Annotated in this window: 19 protein-coding genes and 1 pseudogene; 11 read left to right on the top strand and 9 right to left on the bottom strand. The window is 72.1% G+C overall.

The annotated features are described in order from the left end of the window. Positions 1-173: 173 nt before the first annotated feature. The gene (locus AB0B40_RS00255) at positions 174-929 is read right to left on the bottom strand and encodes a GPP34 family phosphoprotein (protein WP_345048335.1); all 756 of its coding nucleotides are present in this window, start codon (positions 927-929) and stop codon (positions 174-176) included. Between the two features lie 179 nt (positions 930-1,108). Here AB0B40_RS00255 and AB0B40_RS00250 point away from each other — a divergent pair, with 179 nt between their 5' ends. Together AB0B40_RS00250 and AB0B40_RS00245 are read left to right on the top strand one after the other, a co-directional pair. Beyond that, positions 1,109-3,712, top strand: coding sequence for a D-alanyl-D-alanine carboxypeptidase (locus AB0B40_RS00250; protein ID WP_362261669.1), 2,604 nt, complete (start codon positions 1,109-1,111; stop codon positions 3,710-3,712). A gap of 199 nt (positions 3,713-3,911) precedes the next feature. Further along, positions 3,912-5,855 carry an MFS transporter gene (locus AB0B40_RS00245; protein ID WP_362261666.1) on the top strand — a complete coding sequence of 648 codons (1,944 nt, stop codon included), beginning with the start codon at positions 3,912-3,914 and terminating at the stop codon, positions 5,853-5,855. Between the two features lie 29 nt (positions 5,856-5,884). Here the strand turns inward: AB0B40_RS00245 and AB0B40_RS00240 are convergent, their stop codons facing one another. Then, positions 5,885-6,733, bottom strand: coding sequence for a hypothetical protein (locus AB0B40_RS00240; RefSeq protein WP_345048340.1), 849 nt, complete (start codon positions 6,731-6,733; stop codon positions 5,885-5,887). Positions 6,734-6,813: 80 nt separating this feature from the next. Between AB0B40_RS00240 and AB0B40_RS00235 the strand changes: the two genes are divergently transcribed. Together AB0B40_RS00235 and AB0B40_RS00230 are read left to right on the top strand one after the other, a co-directional pair. Further along, positions 6,814-7,602, top strand: a complete 789-nt coding sequence (locus tag AB0B40_RS00235) for an SDR family oxidoreductase (protein ID WP_362261663.1) — start codon at positions 6,814-6,816, stop codon at positions 7,600-7,602. A 123-nt stretch (positions 7,603-7,725) separates the two neighbouring features. Next, entirely contained in the window at positions 7,726-9,291 is a 1,566-nt protein-coding gene (locus tag AB0B40_RS00230; protein ID WP_362261661.1) for a sodium:solute symporter family protein, read from the top strand. A gap of 75 nt (positions 9,292-9,366) precedes the next feature. Here AB0B40_RS00230 and AB0B40_RS00225 read toward each other — a convergent pair whose 3' ends face one another. Then, positions 9,367-10,482, bottom strand: coding sequence for an ADP-ribosylglycohydrolase family protein (locus AB0B40_RS00225; RefSeq protein ID WP_345048345.1), 1,116 nt, complete (start codon positions 10,480-10,482; stop codon positions 9,367-9,369). A gap of 274 nt (positions 10,483-10,756) precedes the next feature. Here AB0B40_RS00225 and AB0B40_RS00220 point away from each other — a divergent pair, with 274 nt between their 5' ends. After that, positions 10,757-11,008: a hypothetical protein gene (locus AB0B40_RS00220; protein WP_345048347.1), complete on the top strand. Its 252-nt coding sequence runs from the start codon at positions 10,757-10,759 to the stop codon at positions 11,006-11,008. Positions 11,009-11,019: 11 nt separating this feature from the next. Beyond that, entirely contained in the window at positions 11,020-12,204 is a 1,185-nt protein-coding gene (locus AB0B40_RS00215; RefSeq protein ID WP_362261658.1) for an SPFH domain-containing protein, read from the top strand. Between the two features lie 23 nt (positions 12,205-12,227). Here the strand turns inward: AB0B40_RS00215 and AB0B40_RS00210 are convergent, their stop codons facing one another. Further along, positions 12,228-13,007: a helix-turn-helix domain-containing protein gene (locus AB0B40_RS00210; RefSeq protein ID WP_362261655.1), complete on the bottom strand. Its 780-nt coding sequence runs from the start codon at positions 13,005-13,007 to the stop codon at positions 12,228-12,230. Between the two features lie 446 nt (positions 13,008-13,453). Between AB0B40_RS00210 and AB0B40_RS00205 the strand changes: the two are divergent. The 3 genes and pseudogenes from AB0B40_RS00205 to AB0B40_RS00195 all read left to right on the top strand — a co-directional run bounded on the left by AB0B40_RS00205 (position 13,454) and on the right by AB0B40_RS00195 (position 14,877). Further along, positions 13,454-14,165, top strand: a pseudogene (locus AB0B40_RS00205) (helix-turn-helix transcriptional regulator). Continuing rightward, entirely contained in the window at positions 14,162-14,371 is a 210-nt protein-coding gene (locus AB0B40_RS00200; protein ID WP_362261652.1) for a DUF397 domain-containing protein, read from the top strand. The pseudogene AB0B40_RS00205 and the gene AB0B40_RS00200 overlap by 4 nt, the downstream one beginning before the upstream one ends. Next, positions 14,368-14,877 carry a DUF2165 domain-containing protein gene (locus AB0B40_RS00195; RefSeq protein ID WP_345048352.1) on the top strand — a complete coding sequence of 170 codons (510 nt, stop codon included), beginning with the start codon at positions 14,368-14,370 and terminating at the stop codon, positions 14,875-14,877. Before AB0B40_RS00200 ends, AB0B40_RS00195 begins: the two co-directional genes overlap by 4 nt. Here the strand turns inward: AB0B40_RS00195 and AB0B40_RS00190 are convergent. From AB0B40_RS00190 to AB0B40_RS00180, 3 genes are all read right to left on the bottom strand, one after another. After that, on the bottom strand, positions 14,870-15,442 hold the full coding sequence (locus AB0B40_RS00190) for a hypothetical protein (RefSeq protein WP_345048354.1): 573 nt from the start codon (positions 15,440-15,442) through the stop codon (positions 14,870-14,872). The two genes, AB0B40_RS00195 and AB0B40_RS00190, sit on opposite strands and share 8 nt — an antisense overlap. Before the next feature lie 49 nt (positions 15,443-15,491). Further along, positions 15,492-18,077: a bifunctional FO biosynthesis protein CofGH gene (locus AB0B40_RS00185; RefSeq protein ID WP_345048355.1), complete on the bottom strand. Its 2,586-nt coding sequence runs from the start codon at positions 18,075-18,077 to the stop codon at positions 15,492-15,494. A gap of 143 nt (positions 18,078-18,220) precedes the next feature. Beyond that, the gene (locus tag AB0B40_RS00180) at positions 18,221-19,066 is read right to left on the bottom strand and encodes an LLM class F420-dependent oxidoreductase (RefSeq protein WP_362261648.1); all 846 of its coding nucleotides are present in this window, start codon (positions 19,064-19,066) and stop codon (positions 18,221-18,223) included. Positions 19,067-19,211: 145 nt separating this feature from the next. On the opposite strand from AB0B40_RS00180, the gene AB0B40_RS00175 reads away from it, so the two are divergent. Both AB0B40_RS00175 and AB0B40_RS00170 read left to right on the top strand, forming a co-directional pair. Beyond that, positions 19,212-20,759, top strand: coding sequence for a CehA/McbA family metallohydrolase (locus AB0B40_RS00175; protein WP_345048359.1), 1,548 nt, complete (start codon positions 19,212-19,214; stop codon positions 20,757-20,759). A gap of 118 nt (positions 20,760-20,877) precedes the next feature. After that, entirely contained in the window at positions 20,878-21,276 is a 399-nt protein-coding gene (locus tag AB0B40_RS00170) for a nitroreductase/quinone reductase family protein (RefSeq protein ID WP_345048361.1), read from the top strand. An 8-nt stretch (positions 21,277-21,284) separates the two neighbouring features. Here AB0B40_RS00170 and AB0B40_RS00165 read toward each other — a convergent pair whose 3' ends face one another. Further along, positions 21,285-22,736: an aldehyde dehydrogenase family protein gene (locus AB0B40_RS00165; RefSeq protein ID WP_345048362.1), complete on the bottom strand. Its 1,452-nt coding sequence runs from the start codon at positions 22,734-22,736 to the stop codon at positions 21,285-21,287. Then, positions 22,733-24,463, bottom strand: coding sequence for a D-aminoacylase (locus tag AB0B40_RS00160; protein ID WP_345048364.1), 1,731 nt, complete (start codon positions 24,461-24,463; stop codon positions 22,733-22,735). Before AB0B40_RS00160 ends, AB0B40_RS00165 begins: the two co-directional genes overlap by 4 nt. Positions 24,464-24,549 lie beyond the last annotated feature (86 nt).

Raw genomic sequence — 24,549 nt, 5'->3', positions numbered from 1 at the left:
ACCCACACCCCCCCCACGGTGATTACCCCCGCTCTCACCTCCGGCTTACGCCCCCCCCCCCTACCCCGGGCCCCGCGCCCCCCCGGGGGGGGGGGGGTGAGACCACAAGCGTCTCACCGCCCCGCTCGGACCAGCGGCTCCCGAACCGGGTCTGTGGGGACCGGGGTTGCGGCTCAGTGGGCCACGGCACGTGCCATGGAGCCGCGGTGCGGCTGCATCGGAACCCCGCGTGCGGGTTCCGCGGCCCGGACGGCGGGCGCGGCGGCCTGCCGGCCGGCCGAGGCCGGGCCACGGCGCGGCTGGACGGCCGCACCGTTCTGCACGTCCATGACGGCGTGGGCGACGAGCCCGCCCATGGGGTCGTGGCGGATCAGATCCCGCAGCCGGGACCGGGACGAGCGCCCCTCGTTCCCCGGATACAGGTGCTTGCCGAGCCCGACGGCGTGCGCCAGGGCGGCGAGCGCCGCGGTCCGCGGGTCCGGCGGTACACCGGTGCGGATCGCGGAGTCCAGCCGGGCCCGGATCTCCCGGCTGATCTCGTTGTCCGTCGCCTGATAGCGCGTCGTCGGCAGCACCCCGCACATCTGGCCCGCCACGGCGTGCACCATGCCGCACCGCTCCAGATGCGAGAGATAGGTCTGCCTGAGCCCCAGCCGGGGCCCGCCGATCCAATGGACGGCACGCACGGGAGCGCCACGCCTTCGCAGCAACTCCAACGCGCAGTCCAAAGTCGGATCTCCTGTCGGCCGTGGCACCACCACGGCGATACGATCCCCGTCTGGGGCTATCCGTCCGGCCAGCGCCAGCTCCACTAGCTGTGCACCGGCCAGACCGAGGTCGAGCGACTGCGGCTGCGCAGTGGTACCCGTGGCCGGGTCCAATGCCAGCAGCAGAAGCTCCTCCGGAAGTGTTCTGCGGCTCCTGCCCATCCATGCCTCCCCGCGTGGATGAATGACAGGGTGACCCCTCTCACATTGGTCTGTCGAGGGCACGTGACCGGTTCGTGAGGGAACCGGTAGGTATGTCGTTCTCGTCTACCGCAGGGGCCATGCCCTCACACAGGACACTGGTACATGGTTCGGACAGGGCGCGCGCAAGCGTGCGGCGCATGGAGGAGGCATCGGTGGCGGGCGAGTCCCCCGACAGGTCGAAGCAGCGCGAGTCGTCGGCGGAACCGACGTCGGGGAGCGCGGGTTCGGTTCCCGAGGCGCGCGATCCGCGTCTCGCGGTCTCCCGCGAAAAGGATTCCTCGGGTGGCGTCACGGACACGGCGACGAAGGTCCTGACGGTACGACCCGAAACCCCGGCCGAGCCGAAGAAGCCGGCCGGCACCGAGAACTCCGCCACGCCCGGGGAGGACACCGCCCTGCGCGCGGCGGTGTCGGCATGGGTCCGCAAGCCGGGAACGGACGCGACTGCAAAGTCCGGGAAGACCGAGGTCACGTCCAACGCGGCTGGGGAACCGGGGAGTTCGTCCGACGGGGAGGCGGGGGCCGAGGGTCCGTCCGACGGGCCGGCTGAGACCGGGGCTTCGTCCGACGCGGAGACCACGCGTGGGGCGTCGTCCGACACGGACGCGGCCACCACGAGCAAGGCGGGCGTGAAGGCGAAGGCCGAGGGCTCGGCGGCGAAGGCCGCGGAAGCGAAGCCCGGCGCGGCCGGCAAGGGCGACGCGAGCGCCGGGAACAAGGCCGCCGCGGACCCGAAGAGCGAGACCGGCACGGGCGGGAAGACCGGCGACGCGGCGGCCAAGGGCGACCCGGCCGGGAAGACCGGAACGGCCGCCAAGGCCGACGCGGGCGCCGAGGCCAGCGCGAGTGCGAAGGCCGGCGCGGGCGCCAAGGCCAGCGCGGGCGCCGGGGACAAGGCCGACCAGGCCGCCAAGGCCGACGCGGACCCGAAGAGCAAGACGGACACCGGCGCGAAGACCGGCGCGGGCGCCAAGGGCGACGCGGGTGGCGAGAGCAAGGCCGCCCCGGGCGCCGGAGCCGGTGCGGGCGTGCGGGCCGCCGCGGAGGCCGGGGCCGCCCCGGGCGGGGACGGGCCTGTGGTCGCCGATGGCGGGGACGGCCCACAGGGGCCACCCGCGGGTGACGACGAGAGCCGCACGGGTGGTGCGGGTGGGAAGACCGGCGCCGCCGATGGCGAAGCCGAGGCGGAGCCCGAGCCGCAGACGGACGCCGTCGACCAGCCGACCACCGTCTTCAAGGCCGTACAGCCCGAGAAGCCCGGCGTCGACCAGCCGACCACCATGCTCAAGCTCGGCGGCAAGCCCACGCCCAAGACCGAGTCCGAGTCGGAGTCCGAGCGCACCAGCAAGTTCGTCGCGCTGAGGGACGACCTGCGTACGCCCGGCAAGACCCCGGCCCCGGTTCCCGACGCCACCACCCCCGTCCCCCAGGTCGGCCCGGAGCGCACCACCCAGCAGCCGCTCCCGCCGAAGCCCCCGCTGGACCTGCTGGCGGAGCTGACGAACACGCCCCCGCCCCCGGAGACCCCGGTCCGCACGATCGTGCGCCGGGTCAAGATCTGGACCCCCCTGGTCCTGCTCCTGGTGATCATCTTCGCGGTCGTACAGGCGTTCCGCCCGCTGCCGGCGCCCACCCTCGCGCTCACCGCGAAGGACAGCTACACCTTCGACGGCAGGACCGACCTGCCCTGGCCGGGCGAGGGCCAGGGCTGGATCGACGGCGACGGCATCGGCACGATGGGCCGCTTCGGCAAGCAGACCCCCGTGGCCATCGGCTCGGTCGCCAAGACCATGACCGCGTACATCATCCTCAAGGAACACCCGCTCAAGCCGGGCCAGGAAGGGCCGAACATCAAGGTCGACCCGAAGGCGGAGAAGGAGGGCGGCTACGACAAGGACGGCGAGTCGACGCTCAACACCGTCAAGGCCGGCGACCACCTCACGGAGAAGCAGGCCCTGTCCGCCGTCATGATCCCGTCCGCCAACAACATCGCGCGGCTGCTCGCGCGCTGGGACGCGGGCTCGGAGGCGGCGTTCGTGAAGAAGATGAACGCCACCGCCAGGGAACTGGGGATGACCGGTACGACGTACACCGATCCCTCGGGCCTGAAGGAGACCACCGTCTCCACGGCCAAGGACCAGGTGAAGCTCGGCCGCGCGGTCGTCAAGGTCCCGGCCCTGGTCGCGATCACCAGCGCGGCCAGCTGGACGGACCCCTCCGGCCACAACTGGCCCAACTACAACGAGCTGCCGTACCGCATCGGCGCGATCGGCATCAAGACCGGCAGCACCACCGCGGCCGGCGGCAACCTGCTCTTCGCCTCCCGCAAGAAGGTCGGCGGGCAGACGGTCACCGTCGTGGGCGCGATCCTCGGCCAGAACAAGGCGCCCATCCTCGGCACGGCCAACACGGTCAGCAAGACCGCGCTGCTCGCCGCCCAGGACGCGCTGACCTCGGCGAAGATCCTCAAGAAGGGCGATGTGGTCGGGTACGTGGACGACCGGCTCGGCGGTCACACCCCGATCGTGGTCACCGAGGACGTCTCCGCCGTCGGCTGGGCCGGCCTGAAGGCGAGGCTGTCCTTCACCTCCGGCGCCGTGCCGCACACCGCGAAGGCCGGCACCCAGGTCGGCACGCTCACCGTCGGGGACGGGACGCCCGGCGCGGTGAAGGTTCCGGTGGCCCTCCAGAAGGATCTGTCCGAGCCCGGTTTCGGCGCCAAGCTCACCCGCGTGAGCTGACCGGCAGCACCCCCGCGCCCGCCCGCGCACCCCGTCCGCGCAACCCCGCCCGGCAGCCCCGTGGCGGGGTGCGTGCTAGCGTCACGAATCGGGGCAGGTCGCCGGTCTCGGGACGAGGCGGCGACCTGGACGGGAAGCGGCCGGGAACACTGCAGGAAGCGGCCGAGAACAGAAGCCGGGACACGGGGAGTGCCTTCAGGTGGCCACAGCGGAGCCGACACGCGCCGACGACGCCGATCCGGGGCCCGGATCCGGCTCGCGAATACGTCTGCCCATGACCGACGTCGCGACGGAGACGGCCGCCGAGAGACCGGCCGTCGCCACGGCCGGTACGACGGCGGGTACGACGGCCGGTACGACGGCGGGTGCGACGGCGGGTGCGACGGCCGTCACGGACGGTGACGGCGACGCGGCAGGCCGTCCCGGTGGCGTGCGTACCCGTCTGCTCGCCGCCCTGGAACCGCTCCGGCGGCGACTGCTGCGGCATCCGGTGCTGTCCATGACGGCGCTCTCCGGCGTACTGCACATCATCTGGTTCTTCACGTTCGCGAACAGCGGTGGCGATCTGGCCGCGCAGGACGCCTGGGCGGAGTTCGTCGGCCGGCATCCGGACTCGGCGTACAACCTCGCCTGGTACGGGGGCATGCACCCGGTGTCGTACAGCGTGGTCTCGCCGTACCTGATGTCGGTCCTCGGCGTCCGTACGACGATGATGATCGCCGGGACGCTCTCGGCGGGCCTGCTGACGATGATCCTCATCCGCAGCCGGGCGGTGAGGAACCCGCTGTGGGTCTCGCTCGCCGGGATCTTCGCGCTGATCTGCAACGCGATCTCCGGCCGGGTGACCTTCGGGCTCGGCATGATGTTCGCGCTCGGCGCGGTCGCTGCGGTGTTCTGCTGGCCGTACCGGTGGCGGTACAAACGCTGGGCGAAGGCCCTGGTCGCCGCCCCGCTGGCCGCGCTCGCGACGATGTCCTCCCCGGTCGCCGGCCTGTTCGTGGGCCTGGTCGCGGTCGCGCTGTTCCTGCAGAAGCGGCGGCCGGGCGCGTGGGCGCTGGGGCTCGCGCCGTCGGCGGTGGTCGCCGTGTCGGCGTGGCTGTTCCCGTTCTCCGGCACCCAGCCGATGGGGATCGGCTCGGTGATCCTGCCGCTGCTGTACGGCGTGCTGTGCCTGTTCCTGGTGCCGAAGAAGTGGGTGACCGTCCGGCTGACGGCGGCCGTCTACAGCATCGGTGTCGTGCTGGTGTGGCTGATCAGCTCCCAGATCGGGTCCAACATCTCGCGGCTGCCGATGCTCTTCGCGGGCGCGACCCTGATCGCGGCCCTGCCGTACACCGTGCCGAAGTCCCGCCAGTGGTACGTGACCGTGCTGGCCTTCCTCGGCTTCGTCGGCTGGCTCGGCTTCAAGTCGGTGGACGACATCATCCACACCACGCCGGCCGCCTCCTGGGCGCGGGAGCTCGCCCCGCTCGTGAACGAGCTGCAGAAGGCCGGCGCCGAGAAGGGCCGCGTCGAGGTGGTCCCGGCCCGGTCCCACCGCGAGGCGTCCGCGCTCGCCCCGTACGTCAACCTGGCCCGTGGCTGGAACCGGCAGGCCGACATGGAGCGCAACCCGCTCTTCTACGACGACACGCTCAACTCGGCGACCTACCACGAGTGGCTCCAGCGCTGGGCGGTGCACTACGTGGTGCTGCCCAAGGACAACGTGGACGGGGACGGCGGCGAGCGGGAGCTGCTGCAGCGCGGGATGCCGTATCTGAGGCAGGTCTGGGGCGACGCCAACTGGCAGCTGTTCCAGGTGACCGATCCGGCGCCGCTCGCCGAGCCGAACGCGGTGGTGGACCGGGCCGAGCAGGGCGAGATGACCTTGCGGGTGCGCGAGGCCGGGCGGATCCTGATCCGGATCCCGTACTCGCCGTGGCTGAGCATCGTCGACGAGCACGGCAAGAGCGTGAAGCCGCCGCAGCCCTCCCCGGGTACGCCGAAGACGTACCGGAACGTCAACGGGTGTCTGATGCAGACGCCGGAGGACGGGAACGGGGACAGGTGGACGATGCTGCTCGCCCCGCGGGCCGGGACGTACCACCTGGCCGCGCCGTACCAGCTGCCGCGCGGTACGCCGTGCCCGGAGGAGCTGAGGTGAGTCCGGCCGGCGTCGTGCCGGCCGGTGCGCTACCGGCTGCCGCGTAGCTCGGCGACGTAGGTGTCCGTGCCCGGGATCGTCGGGATGAACGGCGCCACCAGTTCCACCCTGCCCAGCCCCGAGGCGGAGACGTCCGCGTCCAGGCCTGTGAAGTGGTCCGCCCAGCACTCCCGCGGGTCCCGCTCCAGGAACCACAGCAGGGTGAGCCGGGTGTCCACGCCCTCGACCTGCTTGACGTAGGTCATGCGGTCGCCCGGCAGCGGTGTCGGCCGGAACACCGTGACCAGGGCGGACGGGGAGCCGGCGAGGCGGCGCGGCAGGTGCCGGGCGCGCAGCCACTCCAGCAGTTCCGCCCGCCGCCGCGGGGAGTCGGCGTCGATCACCTCCAGCACCAGGCCCCGGTAGGGGTGGTCGAGGGCGTGGACGTCGCGCGGCCCGGCCGCGCCGTCCCGGTACACCGTCGTCTCGTGGTCCTGGAAGGCCGTGAAGACGTGGGTGCGGTCGTGGTGGACCCGGGCGTCCCGGTTGAGCCGCTTGTTGATGGCGACCGTCCACTTCATGTGCTCGGCGTAGCGGCCGGCGGTGATCCAGTAGGTGGAGAGGTAGCAGCCCGCGGTGACCGGCTGGGCGACCGCCGACTTCTCCGGGTGGCGCAGGAGTTGCAGTTCCCGGGTCGCGACCCAGCGGCGGCCCGCGTAGATCCAGGGCATGGCCATCGCACCGGCGTAGTAGTGGTCGTCCTCGTACCAGCGGTTGTAGGCGTACTCGTGGCCCGGGTGCGGCTCGACCATCGTGATCAGGGCGTGGCCGGGGCGGACACCGTACGGTCCGACGGCGGCCAGCTCGGCGTACAGGTCGCTGCGGGTGTCCTCGCTCATGCGGTTCCCCTTCCGTCCTCCCGCGGTCGCCCATACTCTGACGCTCCGTCAGATAGAACGCCATACCCCGGGAGGCCCCGATGTCCCTGCTCACCGGCAAGACCGTCGTCGTCTCGGGCGTCGGGGCCGGGCTCGGCCACCAGGTCGCCGCGGCCGTCGTACGGGACGGCGGGAACGCGGTGCTCGGGGCGCGCACCGAGGCCAACCTCGCCAAGAGCGCGGCCGGGATCGATCCGGACGGCGCGCGCACGGCGTTCCGGGCCACCGACATCACCGACGAGGGGCAGTGCGAGGCGCTGGCGGCGCTGGCGCGGGAGCGGTTCGGCGCGATCGACGCCGTGGTGCACGTGGCCGCCTGGGACTCGTACTTCGGCGGGCTGGAGGACGCCGACTTCGCGACCTGGCGGTCGGTCGTGGACGTGAACCTGCTGGGGACGCTGCGGATGACCCGGGCGTGCCTGCCGGCGCTGAAGGCGGCCGGCGGCGGGTCGGTGGTGTTCATCGGGACGCAGTCGGCCGTGGCCGCGCCCTCGCAGGTGAGGCAGACCGCGTACGCCGCGTCGAAGGGGGCGCTGACCAGCGCGATGTACTCACTGGCCCGGGAGCTGGGGCCGTACCGGATCCGGGTCAACACCGTGCTGCCGGGCTGGATGTGGGGGCCGCCGGTGCAGGCGTACGTCCGGTTCACCGCGCGGACGGAGGGGGTCACGGAGGACGAGGTGCTGGGCCGCCTGACCGAACGGATGGCACTGCCGGAGCCGGCCACCGACGGGGACGTGGCGGACGCGGCGGTGTTCCTCGCCTCGCCGCGGGCGCGGGCGATCACCGGACAGCAGCTGCTCGTGAACGCCGGGGAGTTGATGAGATAGCCCGGTTTCGCACCACAGACTGTTCATGAATCTGAACTGAAGTCATCAAGTCGAACAATTTTACCCTTACTTGACCTACCGCTTGCTTGTCGCGTTCACGTACCCGGACCCACGATCGGGCACATGAACAGTCTCGACTGGGCCGTGCTCATCGGCTACTTCGGTGTGATGGTCGCGATCGGCGTCTGGTCGCACAAGCGCGTCGACAACGTCTCCGACTTCTTCACGGCCGGCGGCAAGATGCCCTGGTGGCTCTCCGGCATCTCGCACCACATGTCGGGCTACAGCGCCGTGATGTTCACCGGGTACGCGGGCATCGCCTACACCTACGGCGTCACCTCCTTCATCACCTGGTCCTTCCCCATCGCGCTCGGCATCGCCATCGGGTCGAAGCTGTTCGCGCCGCGCATCAACCGGTTGCGTTCCCGGCTCCACGTGGCCTCCCCGCTGGAGTACCTGAAGAACCGCTACAACCTGCCGACCCAGCAGGCGCTCGCCTGGTCCGGCATGCTGCTGAAGATCGTGGACGTGGGCGCCAAGTGGGCCGCGATCGCCACCCTGTTGTCCGTGTTCACCGGCGTCTCCCTGAACCAGGGCATCCTCATCACCGGCGCGATCACCGCCGTCTACTGCACGATCGGCGGCCTGTGGGCGGACGCACTGACCGAACTCGGCCAGTTCATCATCCAGTTGCTGGCCGGCGTCTCCATGTTCGTCGCGGTCGTGGTGAAGCTGAGTGACAAGCACATCGGCTTCCTCGGGGCCTGGGACGAGCCCGCGCTGCACGGCCACGGCAAGCCGCTGATCGGCCCGTACGGCACGGTGTTCCTGCTGGCGTTCCTCTTCATCAAGCTCTTCGAGTACAACGGCGGCATGCTCAACCAGGCCCAGCGCTACATGGCCACCGGCAGCGCCCACCAGGCCGAACGCTCGGCCCGGCTGTCGGCGATCCTGTGGCTGGTCTGGCCGGTGGTCCTGTTCTTCCCGATGTGGATGTCCCCGCTGCTGGTCCACGCCCAGAAGCCGGACGGCTCCGACTCCTACGGCCTGATGACCGAACAGCTCCTGCCGCACGGGCTGCTGGGCCTGGTCGTCGTCGGCTTCTTCTCCCACACCATGGCCATGTGCTCCTCCGACGCCAACGCCATCGCGGCGGTGTTCACCCGGGACCTGGCGCCGGTGCTGTCCGCGAGGGCACGGGCGTGGGGCGAGCGTTCGGGCCTGATCGCGGCCCGGGTCACGACGGTCGTCTTCCTCGGCCTGTCCATGGCGGTCGCGACCCAGGTCAACTCCCCCGCCTTCAAGGACATCATCACGGTCGTCATCAAGTGGGTGGCCGGTCTGATGGGCCCGATCGCGATCCCGATGATGCTCGGTCTGCTCCGCGCGTTCCGCCGCAGCGGACCGACGGCCGCGCTCACCAGCTGGGCGGCGGGCCTGCTGGCCTTCTGGCTGGTCAACTACCCCGTCAACTGGAACGTCGACGGCGGTGTCCCGCTCCAGTACCAGGTGTCGGTCCCGCTCGTGGTCTCCCTGGTCCTGTACGTCCTCATCGGCTGCCTGAAGCCGGAGGACACCCCGGAGCGCCTGGCCGTCATCGAGAAGGTCAACACCGACGGGGACGAGGGCGCCGCGCCGGCCGTACCGGTCCCCGCGGGGGCCGGGGACGACGTGGTGGGAGCTCCGTAGCGAGCGCCGCCGGTGGCCCGGTGCCGGGTGCGTGGGGCCGGCCGCGCGGGTCCCCGCACCCCTTCGGGGCGCCTGTCACGCCCGCGGGTACCGCGCAAGCCAGCCCGGGGACGAGCCCGCCGGGCCGTGCAGTGCGGGGCCCTGGGTCATCTCCATCGCGAAGTCGTCGGCGAGTTCCAGCATCGTGGGACGGCCCTCCAGCTCGGCCAGCCAGGCCGGCGGGAGGGCCGTCTCGCCGTGCAGGGCGCCCAGAAGACCACCGGCGAGAGCGCCCGCGGCGGCGGAGGGGCCGCTCTGGTTCACCGCCAGGCACAACCCGTGTCGTACGTCCTCCCCCACCAGCGCGCAGTACACGGACGCGGCCAGCAGCCCGTCCGCCGTGCCGTCGCCGGCCAGTTCCTCCACACGGGCCGGCGTGGGCATTCCCTGCCGCACGGCTCCGAGGGCGTGCTGGAGGGCGGCGGAGACCGGCTGGTGGCCCGGGCGGACGGCGAGCAGGGCGAGCGCCCGCTGCACCGCGCCGTCCGGACTGTCGCCCCGGGCCAGCGCGTGCACGATCACGGCGTACGCACCGGCCGACAGGTAGGCGATGGGGTGGCCGTGGGTCTGGGCCGCGCACTCCACCGCCAGCTGGACGACGAGCTGCGGCTCCCAGCCGACCAGCAGGCCGAAGGGCGCCGAGCGGGCGACCGCCTCCGGACCCAGCTCCCCGGGGTTCTTCGGGGCCTCCAGCGTGCCCATGGTCCCGTCGCCCAGCCCGATCAGCAGCGCCCGGGTCGGGTCCCGGCGGGCGTACAGCCACTCCTCGCGGGCCAGCCAGCCGTCGTCCTCGCGGCGCTCGTCGGGCCCCCAGTCCCGCTGGGTGGCCGCCCAGCGCAGATACGCCCGGTGCACGTCGGTCGGCGGGTGCCAGGCGCCGGTGTCCCGGCGCACCTGGGCGCGGATCAGCCCGTCCACGGTGAACAGGGTCAGCTGGGTGTGGTGGGTGACCGTGCCGCGCCGGCCATGGCCGAAGGCCAGGTCGAGCAGCCCCTCACCGCCGTACGCGGCCCGGATCTCCTCCAGGGACAGCGCGTCGGCGGGCCCGCCCAGCGCGTCGCCCACCGCGGCCCCGAGCAGGGTGCCGCGCACCCTGCTGCGGAAGTCCTGCTGCTCGACTCGGCCCCAGACGGCACCGGACGTCGCACCCACCAGACCTCCCCGCGGAACCGTCCATCCGTACGACGCTCAGCACTGTAATCGACCCGGAACCGTCCGTTCAGTGGGGCAGACCGGGCTCGCGGGCGATGACGGTCCGCGAGCGGGCCCGGGGGCACCACGTTCCGCCTCCCCTTCTTCTTCCGGGGGCAGCGGCATCCTCACCCCGCCGGAGCCGGCGGGGTGAGGATGCCGGGCCCGTTGGGCCGCGGGCGGGACTGGGTCTATCGTCTGAATCCTGAGGCCAGAGCGAGGAGGGCGGCCGGTGATGCCGCAGGACGAGGCCGTGATCGGACGCACGGGGAAGGTACTCATCGCAACGCGCGGACCCGCGGGCCCCGGCGAGGTCCTGGTCCGGGTCAGGGGCGGTTCCGAGACCTTCCTCGCCTGGTCGGAGGAGCCCCTGCCCGCGGGCGCGACGGTGCTCGTGATCGAATCACGGGGATGCCGAGAGGTCGGCGTCATCGAGTGGGTGGATCCATTGGACGCGCTCGGCGGCGACCCCGTCGACGCCGGCTGAGGAGTACGAGCATGTTCGGATACCGCGTTCCCGCCCCTGACGAGGCGATGCTGATCTCGGGAGGCCGGCGGGGACTGGGGGGCGCGCCGTTCCGAGTGGTGACGGGCCACGGCAAGTTCGTGCTGCCGGTCTTCCGCAAGGTCCGGTTCCTCACGCTGTCGATGTGCGAAGCGGAGGTCACCGAGACCTGTGTGACCCGTCAGGGCATCTCGCTGCACGTCCGCGCGGTCATCGCCTTCAAGGTGGGCAACGACCACGAGAGCATCATCAACGCGGGCCAGCGGTTCCTCTCCGACCAGGAGCAGATGTCGGTGCTCACCGGCCGGATCTTCGCCGGACACCTGCGAGCGATCATCGGCTCGATGACGGTCGAGGAGATCGTGACCGAGCGCCAGAAGCTCGCCGCGGAGGTCCTGGACACCTCCAAGACGGAGATGGCCAAGATCGGCCTGATCGTGGACTCACTGCAGATCCAGTCGATCGACGACGGCGACACCGGCTACATCGACGCGATGTCCGCGCCGCACAAGGCGGCCATCCAGCGGCAGGCCCAGATCGCCCAGGCGCAGGCCACCCAGGCCTCCGCCGAGGCGGAGCAGGCGGCGGCCCGCAAGCAGGCCGAGTACGCCCGGCAGACCGCCGTCGTCAGGGCCGAGTACTCGGCCGAGGTGGACCGCGCCCAGGCCGAGGCCGCGCAGGCCGGACCGCTGGCGCAGGCCCACGCCCAGCAGGAGGTGCTCGCCGCCCAGACGGAACTGGCCCAGCGCCAGGCCAAGTTGCGCCAGCAGCAGCTCGTGGCAGAGGTCGTGAAGCCCGCCGAGGCCGAGGCCGAGCGGGTCAGGATCCTCGCCGCCGCCGAGGCACAGCGGATGAAGATCCAGGCGGAGGCGGCGGCCTCGTACGACCGGGTCGCGCTCGACCGGATGCTGATCGACCAGCTCCCGCAGATCGTGAAGGAGGCCGCCGGAGGCCTGGCCGGCGCCAACGTCAATGTCCTGAACGGCGCGGACGGCCTCGGTGAGATCGCCGCCGGACTGGTCTCCCAGGGCCTGACGATCCTGGACTCGGTCCGGCAGAACCTGAACGGCCCGGGCTCCGACGGGGACCGCCCCGGGGAGTCCCAGGGCAGCGGCCTGCTCCAGCTGCACCCGGGCAAGGACCCGAAGTCGGACGACGGTCCGGTGAACGTCGACTAGCGGACGCCGACGACCGTCCGGCCTCACGCCGCCACCGAGGCCGGACGGCAGTCGCGGCACCGGGCCGGCCGCGGCGCCCGGAAGGCGCGGTCACAGCCGTCGCATGTCTGGAGCGGATCCGGGCGTGAGGGTGTGACACTCGCCGGCGGCGTGGGCAGGTGCGGGGGCAGTCGGGCACTCAGGCGGTGGGACAGAAGGGCCGCCGGGTGCTTGATCGGATCCTGGGGCAGCCCGCTGGTGAGGGTCCGTACGACGGCCGTGGGAGGCACGCCCCGTTCCAGCCACTCGGTGACAGCCGGAGCCAGGCGGTGTACGTCCCGTTCGGTGAGGATCAGCCGGGAGTCATGGGCGCGCAGGCCGGCGAGCAGTTCAGTGGCCGACCGGCCTGCCGCGGGTGCCTTCGGCCGGGGCGAGGGCTCGGGTTCCGGAACCGGGGCGGCCGGGGCCACCGCGAGCTTCGGCTTGTTGAAGGAGATCGTCCGGGTCGTCACCTGTCCGGATTGAAGACGCTCCCTGGGGCGCGCGAGGTATCCGTGTTGCTCCAGCTCGCGCAGGGCCGCCGCGATCCGGATCTCGCCCTCGGGGAACTTCGCCGCCAGGGTCTTGATGCCGATCGGTGTGCCCTCCGGCAGCGACTGGATGTGCAGCGCCAGGCCGATGGCCACGAGGGACAGCTCCGGGTGCTGGGCCAGGTGATTGCCGACGACGGTGAAGTTGTCGTGGTGGGGTTCGTTCACGTGGGTGACGCCGGAGGAACGCCGGGACTTGGGGCGTGCGGGCGCGTTACGCTTCTTGTCAGTCACTGGGAAGGTCCTTGCTTCCTCGGTGATCAGGCCCTCGCACTGGGATGCCAGTCCCGGCGAGGGCCGATGCATGTCTACGGGTTGCCGTCGCCGACGTTGCACCACAACTGCCCCTCCGCGCCAGTTGCTTCGGGCATATTCACTCCGGCGAGTGAGCGACGGGGGCGGTGGGGGTGGGTTCGGTTCTTTCCCCGGTTCTTTGGTCTTCTGGGGTCGGGCGCCGCCGGGTCGCACCCGGCCGCGACCCGGTACGCGCCATCACACCACGTCGGCTTCGAGCAGCCGGCGTCCACCGGGTTGTGGATGCACGGGACCCGGCCGCCGGGACTCCCTACCCTGATGCGTGACGACGTGAACACGGAGGGTGAGCCATGAGGGACGAGGAGGCCGAGGCCGTACTCAAGGCGGTCGGGCGGCAGATCAGGCTGTGGCGGGAGGCCGCCGGACTGAAGCAGGGGGAACTGGGAGCGCGGATCGGGTACGGAGAGGATCTCGTCTCGGCGGTGGAGCGAGGAGTACGGGTCCCGCAGCCGGACTTCCTGGACGCGGCGGATGAAGTTCTGAGCGCCGCGGGGAAGTTGGCCGCGATGAAGGAGGACGTCGAGAAGGCTCGTTACCCCAAGAACGTCCGGGACCTTAAGAAACTGGAGGACGAGTCCGTCGAGATGGGCGCCTACGCCGCTCTCCACGTCCACGGGCTTCTCCAGACCGCCGAGTACGCCAGGGCGCTGTATGCGATGCGCCGCCCCTCCTACTCCGAAGAGGAGATCGACCGCCTCGTCACGGCGCGCATGTCACGGAAGTCCGTGTTCGAGCGGGTACCGAAGCCGCTCATCACCTTCGTGCTGGAAGAGGTGACGCTACGGCGGCCGATCGGAGGCACACCTCCTGGAACTCAGCAGGTTGCGGCACGTGGCGATCCAGGTGATGCCTACCGACCGCGAGGGTCACGCGGGCATGATGGGCTCGTTCCGAGTGCTGAAACTGCGCAGGGGCGGAACGATGGGCCAGACAGAAGGCCAGCTGTACAACCGTGTGATCAGCCATCCACAGGAAGTGCAGATCTTGGAGATGCGCTATGGAATGATCCGAGCGCAGTCACTCCCGCCTCGGGAGTCCGTGGCTCTCATCGAGAAGATTCTGGGAGAAGAGACATGACCACCGACACTCTGACCTGGTTCAAGAGCAGCTACAGCGGCAACGACGGACCCGACTGCGTAGAAGTAGCCATATCCCCCGCCACCATCCACATCCGCGACTCCAAGAACAGGACCGGCGCCCGACTCGCCGTCAGCAGCGACATCTGGCCCGCGTTCCTCGGCTTCGCCTGCGACCCCGCTCCGCGGGAGAGAATCCAGGCATGAACACCACCCCCACCCGCCACACCGGCCTCGGCCTTGCCGCCGGTGTGCTCACCGGCATACTCGCCCTCTACATCACCCTCGTCGCCCTCGGGAACATCACCGACTTCGGGACGAACCAGCAGTTCGTCCGCCATGTGCTGGCGATGGACACGACGTTCAAGGACGACGACCTGATGTGGCGCGCGATCACCAGCACCGCCCTCCAGGACACCGCCTACGTGCTGATCATCGCCTGGGAGACGGCGGCGGCGCTCGTGCTGATCTGGGGCACCTACCTGTGGGCGCGGCAGGACGCCGACCGCGCCCGGCGCTTTTCCACCTACGGCCTGCTGATGCTCCTGCTGCTCTTCGGGGCCGGGTTCATCGCGATCGGCGGCGAGTGGTTCTCGATGTGGCAGTCCAAGACGTGGAACGGACTGGACGCCGCCACCCGGATCTTCCTGCTCAGCGGCGTCGCCCTGATCGTCAACCAGTTGCCCGGGGCGGGCCGCCGGGACGCTAGTTGACGACCGTCACCCTCGTGCCCTGATCACCGAAGGCCCACAGCGCGGCTCCGTCCTCCTTGTGGAGGCGGATGCCGCCCCGCTTCTGGCCGTTCGCCGGCGGCGGCGAGGAGCCGTCCAGGGCATTGGAGAAGGCGACGTTCACGCCGGACACCTTGGTGAAGTACATGACGTGCTCGATCTCGACGCCGTCCGAGCCCTTGAGGGACTGGGTCCGCAGGGTTATCGAGTAGCGGCCGGGCCGCGGGTCCACCGTGCCCGGCCACACCGCGAACGTGCGCACCGGCTTGCCGGTCGCGTCGACCAGCCACAGCCGCTTCCCGGCCAGTGAGTACACGATCCGGCGGCCCTCGCCGGAGGCGTCCGGCAGGGCGGGCACGGCCGGCGCCTGGGGCGACGCGGACGCGTGGGGCCGCGCCGCCGCCGACGCGCCGGGCCTGCTCACGGCAGCCGTGGGGTGCGGCCCGTGGTGCGCCTGTACGGCGAGGGCGACGACGGCCACGGTGGCCCCCGCCGTCAGACCGGTGACCCAGGCCCACGAGGGCAGTCGGGCAGCCACGGGACGCATCTCCTCCGCTACGGGGCCCCGTCCAGGATCGGGGGTCGGATCATCGTACTCAGTCCAGGACCGGCAGCAGATCCGGCAGGTGCCCGTCGGACGCCTCGGCCGCCCGCCGCCGCTCCTCGGACACCTCGCCGTACAGCGTGGTGCGCGGCTTCGCGGGCCGGCCGGCCGCCTCCGCCACCGCGACGAGGTCGCGGACCGACTTGTACGAGCCGTAGGAGGAGCCCGCCATGCGGGAGATCGTCTCCTCCATGAGGGTGCCGCCGAGGTCGTTCGCGCCGGAGCGGAGCATCTCCGCCGCCCCCTCGATGCCCAGTTTGACCCAGCTCGTCTGGATGTTGGGGATCCAGGGGTGGAGCAGAAGCCGGGCCATCGCCGTCACCGCCCTGTTGTCCCGCACGGTCGGGCCGGGGCGCGCGATACCGGCCAGGTACACCGGGGCGTTCGTGTGGATGAAGGGCAGCGTCACGAACTCCGTGAAGCCGCCCGTCTCGCGCTGGATCCCGGCGAGCGTGCGCAGGTGGCCGAGCCAGTGGCGGGGCTGGTCCACGTGCCCGTACATCATCGTGGAGGACGAGCGGATACCCAGCTCGTGCGCGGTCGTGATCACCTCGATCCAGGTGGCCGTGGGCAGCTTGCCCTTGGTCAGCACCCAGCGGACCTCGTCGTCCAGGATCTCCGCCGCCGTACCGGGGACGGAGTCCAGACCCGCCTCCTTGGCGGCCGTGAGCCACTCCCGGATCGGCATCCCGGTCCGGGTCGCGCCGTTCACCACCTCCATCGGGGAGAAGGCGTGGACGTGCATGCCGGGGACGCGTTCCTTCACCGCCTTCGCGATGTCGAAGTACGCGGTGCCCGGCAGGTCCGGGTGGATGCCGCCCTGCATGCACACCTCGACCGCCCCCACGTCCCACGCCTGCTGGGCGCGGTCCGCCACCTGCTCCAGCGAGAGCGTGTACGCGTCCGCGTCCGTGCGGCGCTGCGCGAAGGCGCAGAACCGGCAGCCGGTGTAGCAGACATTGGTGAAGTTGATGTTGCGCGTGACGATGTAGGTGACGTCGTCGCCGACCGCCGACCTGCGCACGTCGTCGGCGACCCGGCACAGCGCGTCCAGCGCCGGGCCGTCCGCGTGCAGCAGGGCGAGGGCCTCGGCGTCGGTCAGCCGGGTCGGGTCGTCGGCGGCGGTGCGCAGTGCCGCGCGCACGTCGGTGTCGATGCGCTCGGGGGCCATGCCGGGGGCCGCCGCCTCGCGCAGGGCCTCCCAGTCGCCGTACACCTCGTCGAAGTCGGCGCGCCGGTCGGCGGTACGGCCCTCGGTGTCGATGGAGGCGTGCAGGTCGGTACGGCCGGCGGCGGTGAACGCCTCCTCCGGTTCCTGCCAGGGGCGGCCCTCGACCGGTGCGTCGGGCAGGGCGAGGCCCGTCGCGGGGTCGGCGAGGGCGGCGACGTGCGGGCGCAGCCGCGGGTCCAGCCAGGGCTCGCCCCGGCGCACGAACTCCGGGTAGACGCAGAGGCGTTCGCGCAGCTCGAAGCCGGCCGCGCGGGAGCGCTCGGTGAGTTCCTCGATCTGCGGCCAGGGCCGCTCGGGGTTGACATGGTCGATGGTGAGGGGCGAGACCCCGCCCCAGTCGTCGATACCGGCGTCGATCAGCCGCTCGTACTCGCTGTCGACCAGGTTCGGCGGGGCCTGGAGGCAGGCGCCCGGGCCCATGATGTGCCGGGCGACGGCCACCGTGGCGATCAGCTCGTCCAGTTCGGCGTCCGGCATGCCGCGCATCGCCGTGTCCGGCTTGGCGCGGAAGTTCTGGATGATCAGCTCCTGGATGCCGTGGTAGGCGCGGGCGACCTTCCGGAGGGCGAACAGCGACTCCGCGCGTTCCTCGTACGTCTCCCCGATGCCGATGAGCAGCCCGGAGGTGAAGGGCACGGAGGAGCGGCCGGCGTCCTCCAGGACGCGCAGCCGGACGGCCGGCTCCTTGTCCGGGGAGCCGTGGTGCGGGCCGCCGGGCTCGGACCAGAGCCGGGTGGCGGTCGTCTCCAGCATCATGCCCATGCTCGGCGCGACCGGCTTCAGCCGCTGGAAGTCGGTCCACGTCATGACGCCCGGGTTGAGGTGGGGCAGCAGGCCCGTCTCCTCCAGGATGCGGACGGAGACGGCGCGGACGTAGGCGATGGTGTCGTCGTAGCCGTGCGCGTCGAGCCACTCGCGCGCCTCCGGCCAGCGGTCCTCCGGCTTGTCGCCGAGGGTGATCAGGGCTTCCTTGCAGCCGAGGGCGGCACCCTTGCGGGCGATGTCCAGCACCTCGTCGGGGGACATGAACATCCCGTGCCCGGCGCGGCGCAGCTTGCCGGGCACGGTGACGAACGTGCAGTAGTGGCACTTGTCGCGGCACAGCCGGGTGAGGGGGATGAAGACGCTCTTCGAGTACGTGATGACGCCGGGCCTGCCCGCCGCCTCCAGGCCCGCGTCCCGCACCCGGGCCGCGGACGCGGTGAGAGCGGTCAGGTCCTCACCGCGCGCCTGCAGGAGCACCGCCGCCTCGGCGACGTCGAGGGCGACGCCGTCCCGGGCGCGTTTGAGGGCGCGACGCATGGAGTTCTCGGTCGGGCCGGTTCCGGAGGTCGCGGAAGTCGTCATCCCTCGAGCGTAGATGCTTCGCCGATTCAGCGAGGTCAGGGGGCCGTGGTGGCCGGGCCGGTGCCGGAGCGCGGTGGCCGGCTCGCGCAGTCCCCACGCCCCTGGAACCGGATGCGCCGCCCCGGGCCGGCCGGCGCCCGGGGTCAGAGGAGCGCCGCGTAGGAGTCCAGCGCCCGCAGCACCTCCGCCTCCCCCTCCGGCGGCAGTTGCACCACGACCTCGTCGATGCCGAGGTCCGCGTAGTGGGCGAGCTTGCCGGAGGTGGGCTGGACGGCGTACGGGACGACCTGGAGGGCGGCCGGGTCGCGGCCCGCGTCCGCCCACGCCGAGCGCAGCGCGGGCAGTGACTCGGTGAGCCCACGCCCGCCGATCGGCAGCCAGCCGTCGGCGTACTCGGCGATGTGCGCGAACAGCTTCGGCCCGGCGGCCCCGCCGACGAGCGTGCGGGGGCCGACGACCGGGCCGCGCGGCTTCTGCACGGGCTTGGGGTGGGCCAGGCTGGCCCGTACGCTGCCGAACTCGCCCGTGTAGGAGGTCGGTTCTGGCGACCACAGCGCGCGCATCAGGGCCATCCGGTCGCGCACCAGCTCCCGCCGGGTCCGCCAGGTCACGCCGTGGTCGGCGGCCTCCTCCACGTTCCAGCCGTAGCCGAGGCCGAGGGTGAAGCGCCCGCCGGACAGGTGGTCCAGCGTGGCGATCTGCTTGGCGAGGTCGATCGGGTCGTGCTGGGCGACCAGGGTGATCCCGGTGCCGAGGCCGAGCCGCTCGGTCACGGCGGCGGCCTGGCCGAGCGCGACGAAGGGGTCGAGGGTGCGGCCGTACTCGGGCGGCAGGTCTCCGCCGGCCGGGTACGGGGTGGTCCGCTCCGCCGGGATGTGCGTGTGTTCGGGCAGGTACAGCCCGGCGAAACCACGCTGTTCGAGTTCGCGGGCGAGACGGACGGGGGTGATGGTCTCGTCCGTGAGGAAGATCGTGACGGCGATACGCATGGGCCATCTGTACCGGGTGCCGCCTCCGCTGTCCATACCGACCGGTCGGGATAGACGACGGGCGTCGACGCCCCGTCCGCACTCGAAACCCGCCGATTCCCTTCCCGCCCCCGCGTGTTCACGCCCGAGGGGAAGGTTCACCGGCATGTGCGATGACGACGCAAGGCCCGGAAGACGTTCACTGATCGTGGCGGGTGCCGCGGCCGCGCTTACGTTGGGAAGCGTGACCTTCGCGAGAGGGGCGGACACCATGCACCAGACCGAGACCCGAACGGTGCGCGGCACGCTGCCGACCGGTTCGCCGGACTTCGTGTACGTGCCCGTCGAAGTACCCGAGGGCACCAGGGAGATCAAGGTCTCCTACACCTACGACCGCCCGGCCGTCCCCGCCGGCACCGCCGGCAACGCCCTGGACATCGGTCTCTTCGACGAGCGCGGGACCGAACTGGGCGGGAGGGGCTTTCGCGGGTGGTCCGGCGGGGCCCGGACGGAGTTCTTCGTCCGCGCCGACGACGCCACGCCCGGCTACCTCCCCGGGACGATCGAGGCGGGCACCTGGCAGATCGCCCTCGGCCCCTACACCGTCGCCCCCCAGGGACTGTCGTACGAGCTCACGATCACCCTCACCTACGGCGAGCAGGCCGCCGCCCCCGACCCCGGGTACCCGCCGGAGCGGGCCAAGGGCCGCGGCCGGGCCTGGTACCGCGGTGACTGCCATCTGCACTCCTGGCACTCCGACGGCCGCCGCACCCCCGCCGAGATCGCCGCGCTCGCCCGCGCCGCCGGCCTGGACTTCATCAACAGCTCCGACCACAACACGCACACCTCGCACGCCCACTGGGCGGACGCCGCGGGCGACGACCTGCTGGTGATGCTGGGCGAGGAGATCACCACCCGCAACGGCCACGTCCTGGCGCTCGGCACGGACCCCGGCACCTTCGTCGACTGGCGCTACCGGGCCCGTGACAACCGCTTCGGCCGGTTCGCCCGCCAGATCCGCAGGTCCGGCGGACTGGTCGTACCCGCCCACCCGCACGCCACCTGTGTCGGCTGCAACTGGAAGTTCGGCTTCGGCGAGGCGGACGCCATCGAGGTGTGGAACGGCCCCTACACGCCCGACGACGAGGTGGCGCTGGCCGACTGGGACAGCATGCTGGTGGCGTCCGTGCGGGACGGCGGGGCCTGGATCCCGGCGATGGGCAACAGCGACGCGCACCGTGACCCCGACCCGGTCGGCTCGCCGCAGACGGTGGTCCTCGCCGAGGACCTGACCCGGGAGGCGATCCAGGAGGGCATCAAGGCGGGGCGCTCGTACGTCGCCGAGTCCAAGAACGTCTCGCTGGCCTTCACCGCGTCCGGCGGGCAGGGCGGACACGCGGGCATCGGGGGGCGGCTGGCGGTCGCGCCCGACACCCCGGTGACGGTGCGCCTGGAGGTGTCCGGTGCCCCGCGCTGCACGGTTCGCTTCGTCACCGACCAGGGCGTGCGGTTCACCGGTGCCCCGCTGCCGGTGGCCGGCTCGGGGGTGGTGGAGTGGCGCACCACCCCGGCGAACGCGGCATACGTCCGCGCCGAACTCCGGCACGAGACAGCGGCGGGACCGGTGCCGGGGGCGCTGGCGGCATTCACCAACCCGGTCTTCCTCGGGCGCACTGCCCCCGTTGCCATCGATCATGATCGCGAGAGAGGCTGACACGGGCCGTCCGTACACCGGTCCGTGCTTCACACGCCCCTTCGCGGAGCTGCCACAGCGTCCGCGCGCCACATGCTGGCGGAGGGTGTCCGCAGACGAGAGCAGGAGAGTCCGAGACATGTCACGCAAAGCCGGCGACCTCAAGCGGCGGATCCTCACGCGCCTTCAGCGCCATGTGGCCAACCCGATCAACCGGCGCATCCCCACGCAGACCCTCCTGGAGACCACCGGCCGCACGTCCGGCCTGCCGCGGCCGACGCCGGTGGGCGGGAGCCGGGTCGGGGACTCCTTCTGGATCGTCTCGGAGTTCGGGTTCACGTCGCACTACATCCGCAACATCCAGGCCGATCCGCGCGTCCGCGTCCGGATCCGCGGCCGCTGGCACCACGGCACCGCGCATCTCCTCCCGGAGGACGACGCCGTGGCCCGGCTGCGCACCCTGCCCCGCTTCAACAGCGCGGCGGTACGGGCGTTCGGCACGGATCTGCTGACGGTACGGGTGGACCTGGAGGACTGAGCGACGGCTCAGCCCGGCCACACCAGGGACTGCACCTCGCTGTACGCGTGCAGCGCGTACACGCCGACGTCCCGGCCGACGCCGCTCTTCTTGAAGCCGCCGAACGGGGCCTCCATGTTGCGGGCCACGGTGTTGATGCCCACGCCCCCGGCCCGCAGCCGGCGCGCCACCCGGAACGCCCGGGCCACGTCACCGGACCACACGTAGTCGATGAGGCCGTAGTCGGAGTCGTTGGCGAGGGCCACCCCCTCGTCCTCGTCGTCGAACGGGATCACCACCACCACCGGGCCGAAGATCTCCTCCCGTGCCACCCGCATGTCGTTGGCGCACCCGGCGAGCAGCGTGGGCGCGACATAGAAACCCCGTTCCGGCGACGGCCGTTCACCACCCGCCACCACGACCGCTCCCTCTTTCCGGCCGAGTTCGACGTACGACTCCACCCGATCCCGGTGCGCGGCCGAGATCACCGGCCCCACGACGGTGTCCGCGGCCCGCGGATCGCCCACCGTGAGCCGCCGCGCGTAGGCGCCGAGCCGCTCGACCAGCCGTTCGTGCACCCCCCGCTGGGCCAGCACCCGCGTCGGTGCCGTGCAGATCTGCCCGCTGTAGAAGGAGAAGGTGGTGCCGATGCCGGCCACGGCCGAGGCCAGGTCGGCGTCGTCGAAGACGAGCGCGGCACCCTTGCCGCCCAGCTCCATCAACTGGCGTTTCATGTCCCGCCCGCACACCTCGGCGATGCGCCGGCCGACGGCCGTGGACCCGGTGAAGCTGACCATGTCGACGTCGTCGGACGCCACCACGGCCTCGCCCACCGAGACGTCCCGCCCCGAGACGACGTTCACCACGCCCGGCGGCACCCCGGCGTCCGCCAGCGCCTCGGCCATCCGGTACACGGACAGCGGATCCTGCGGGGCGGGTTTCACCACCACCGTGTTGCCCATGGCCAGCGCCGGGGCGATCTTCCCGGCCGGGTTGGCCCACGGGTTGTTGTACGAGGTGACGCAGGTGACGACCCCGACGGGCTGCCGTACCGCGAGCGCCCCCATCACCCCGGCCCCGCCCATCGGGCCGGCCTCGTTGATCTGCGGGGCGACGGGCCACTCGGCCGGTTCGACCGTCGCGTACCGGCGGAAGCGGGCGGCGGCCACCCCGACCTGCATCGCGCGGGCGGTCCCGGTGGTGGCCCCGGTCTCGGCCCGGGCCAGTTCGGCGTACGGCACCAGCCGGTCCCGGATGATCCCGGCGGCCCGCGAAAGCACCGCCGCGCGCTCCTGCGGCCGGGTCCGCGACCACGCCCCGAACGCCTCCCGGGCCGCGGCGCAGGCCGCCCGTGCCTGCTCCGGCGAGGCCTCCGGCGCCCAGCCGACGGTCTCCTCGGTGGCCGGGTCGGTCACCGGGTAGTGCCCCCCGTCGGGCGCCACCCACTCCCCGCCGACGAACAGCGGCTGCGCCTCGCTCACCGGGTGCCCACCGTCTCCGTGTCCCGCCCGGACCGCAGCACCCGGCCCGGTACGGCCCCGGTCACCACGTCGTCCCGGATCACCTCCACACCGTTGACCCACACGGCCCGCACGCCGATCGCCCGCGAGTCCAGCCGCGGGCCGTCCCCCGGCAGGTCGTGCACGAGACGGGCCGGGCCCGCGTCGATCCGCTCCGGGTCGAGCAGGACCAGGTCGGCGTGGAAGCCCTCCGTCACCCGCCCCCGCTCCCGCAGCCCGAAGAGCCGGGCCGGGTCGTCGGTGAGCATCCGCACCGCCCGTTCCAGGCCGAGCAGCTTCCGGCCGCGCAGACAGTCCCCGAGGAACCGGGTGGTGTACGGCGCCCCGCACATCCGGTCCAGGTGGGCTCCCGCGTCCGACCCGCCGAGCAGCACGTCCTCGTGGCTCCAGGTCTCGGCGCGCAGCGCCCAGGAGGCCGGGTCGTTGTCGCTGGGCATGGGCCACAGCACGGTGCGCAGCTCGTCGTTCACGCAGATCTCCACCAGGCAGGCGAAGGGGTCCTGCCCGCGCTCGGCGGCGATGTCCCGCACCACGCGTCCGGTGAGCCCCCGGTTGGCCTCGCTGTAGGTGTCCCCGATGACGTACCGCCCGAAGTCCGCGAGCCGCCGGAACACCCCGGCCTCCTTCGAGCGGGCCCGCCGCAGCATCTCCGCGCGGACGTCCGGATCGCGGAGCCGGGCGATGCGCTCGGGCACGGGCAGCCCGAGGACCGGTCCCCAGCCCGGTATCAGGTTCAGCGCGCAGAAGGTGCCCAGGGACATGTTCATCGGGGTGAGGATCGGCATGGTGAGCGCCACGACCCTGCCGCCGGCCTTGCGGGCCCGTTCGCTCGCGCTCAGCTGCCGGGGCACGCGCTCCGGGACGGCCGCGTCGACGGTGAGCACGTTCCAGTTCAGGGGCCGTCCGGCGGCCGCGCTCATCTCCGTGAGCAGGTCGATCTCGGCATCGCTGAACTGGTCCAGGCAGCCGGCGACGATCGCCTCGATCTGGGTGCCCCCGTGCTCCCCGACGGCCCGGGACAGCGCCAGCAGTTCCTCGGGGCGGGCGTGCCGGGAGGCGACCGGCTGCCCGTCCCCGTCGGAGTGCGTGGCGGACTGGGTGGTGGACAGCCCCCAGGCACCGGCGTCCATGGCCTCGTGCAGCAGCCGGAGCATGTCCGCCAGCTGCTCCCCGGTGGGCTGTCCGCCGATCGCCTCCGGGCCCATGACGTGCCGGCGCAGCGCACAGTGCCCGACCATGAACCCGGCGTTGACGGCGATACGGCCCTCAAGGGCGTCCAGGTACTCCCCGAAGGAATGCCAGCTCCACGGCGCCCCCTGCTCCAGCGCCACCAGGGACATCCCCTCCACCTTGGACATCATCCGCCGGGTGTAGTCGGCGTCCTGGGGCCGGCCGGGGTGGAGGGGCGCGAGGGTGAAGCCGCAGTTCCCGGCCGCGACGGTCGTCACCCCGTGGTTGAGGGAGGGGGTGGCGTACGGGTCCCAGAAGAGCTGGGCGTCGTAGTGGGTGTGGGGGTCGACGAAACCGGGGGTGAGGACGAGGCCGTGCGCGTCCTCGGTCGTGCGGGCCGCTTCGGCGGTCTTCCCCACGGCGGCGATGCGGCCGTCGCGGATGCCGACGTCGGCGGTGCGGGCGGGCGCGCCGGTACCGTCCACGACGGTGACGCCCTTGATGAGGTGATCGAGCATGGGTCCTCCTCTCAACTCCGGTGCCGCGGTGCCCTGGGGGCGCGGGGAACTGCGCGACCGGCCACAGCGCAGCCGCAGCCGCCGGC

The organism is Streptomyces sp. NPDC042638, assembly GCF_040647235.1.
GTDB classification, from domain to species: Bacteria; Actinomycetota; Actinomycetes; order Streptomycetales; family Streptomycetaceae; genus Streptomyces; species Streptomyces rameus.
This window is presented reverse-complemented; position numbering and strand designations above follow the sequence as displayed.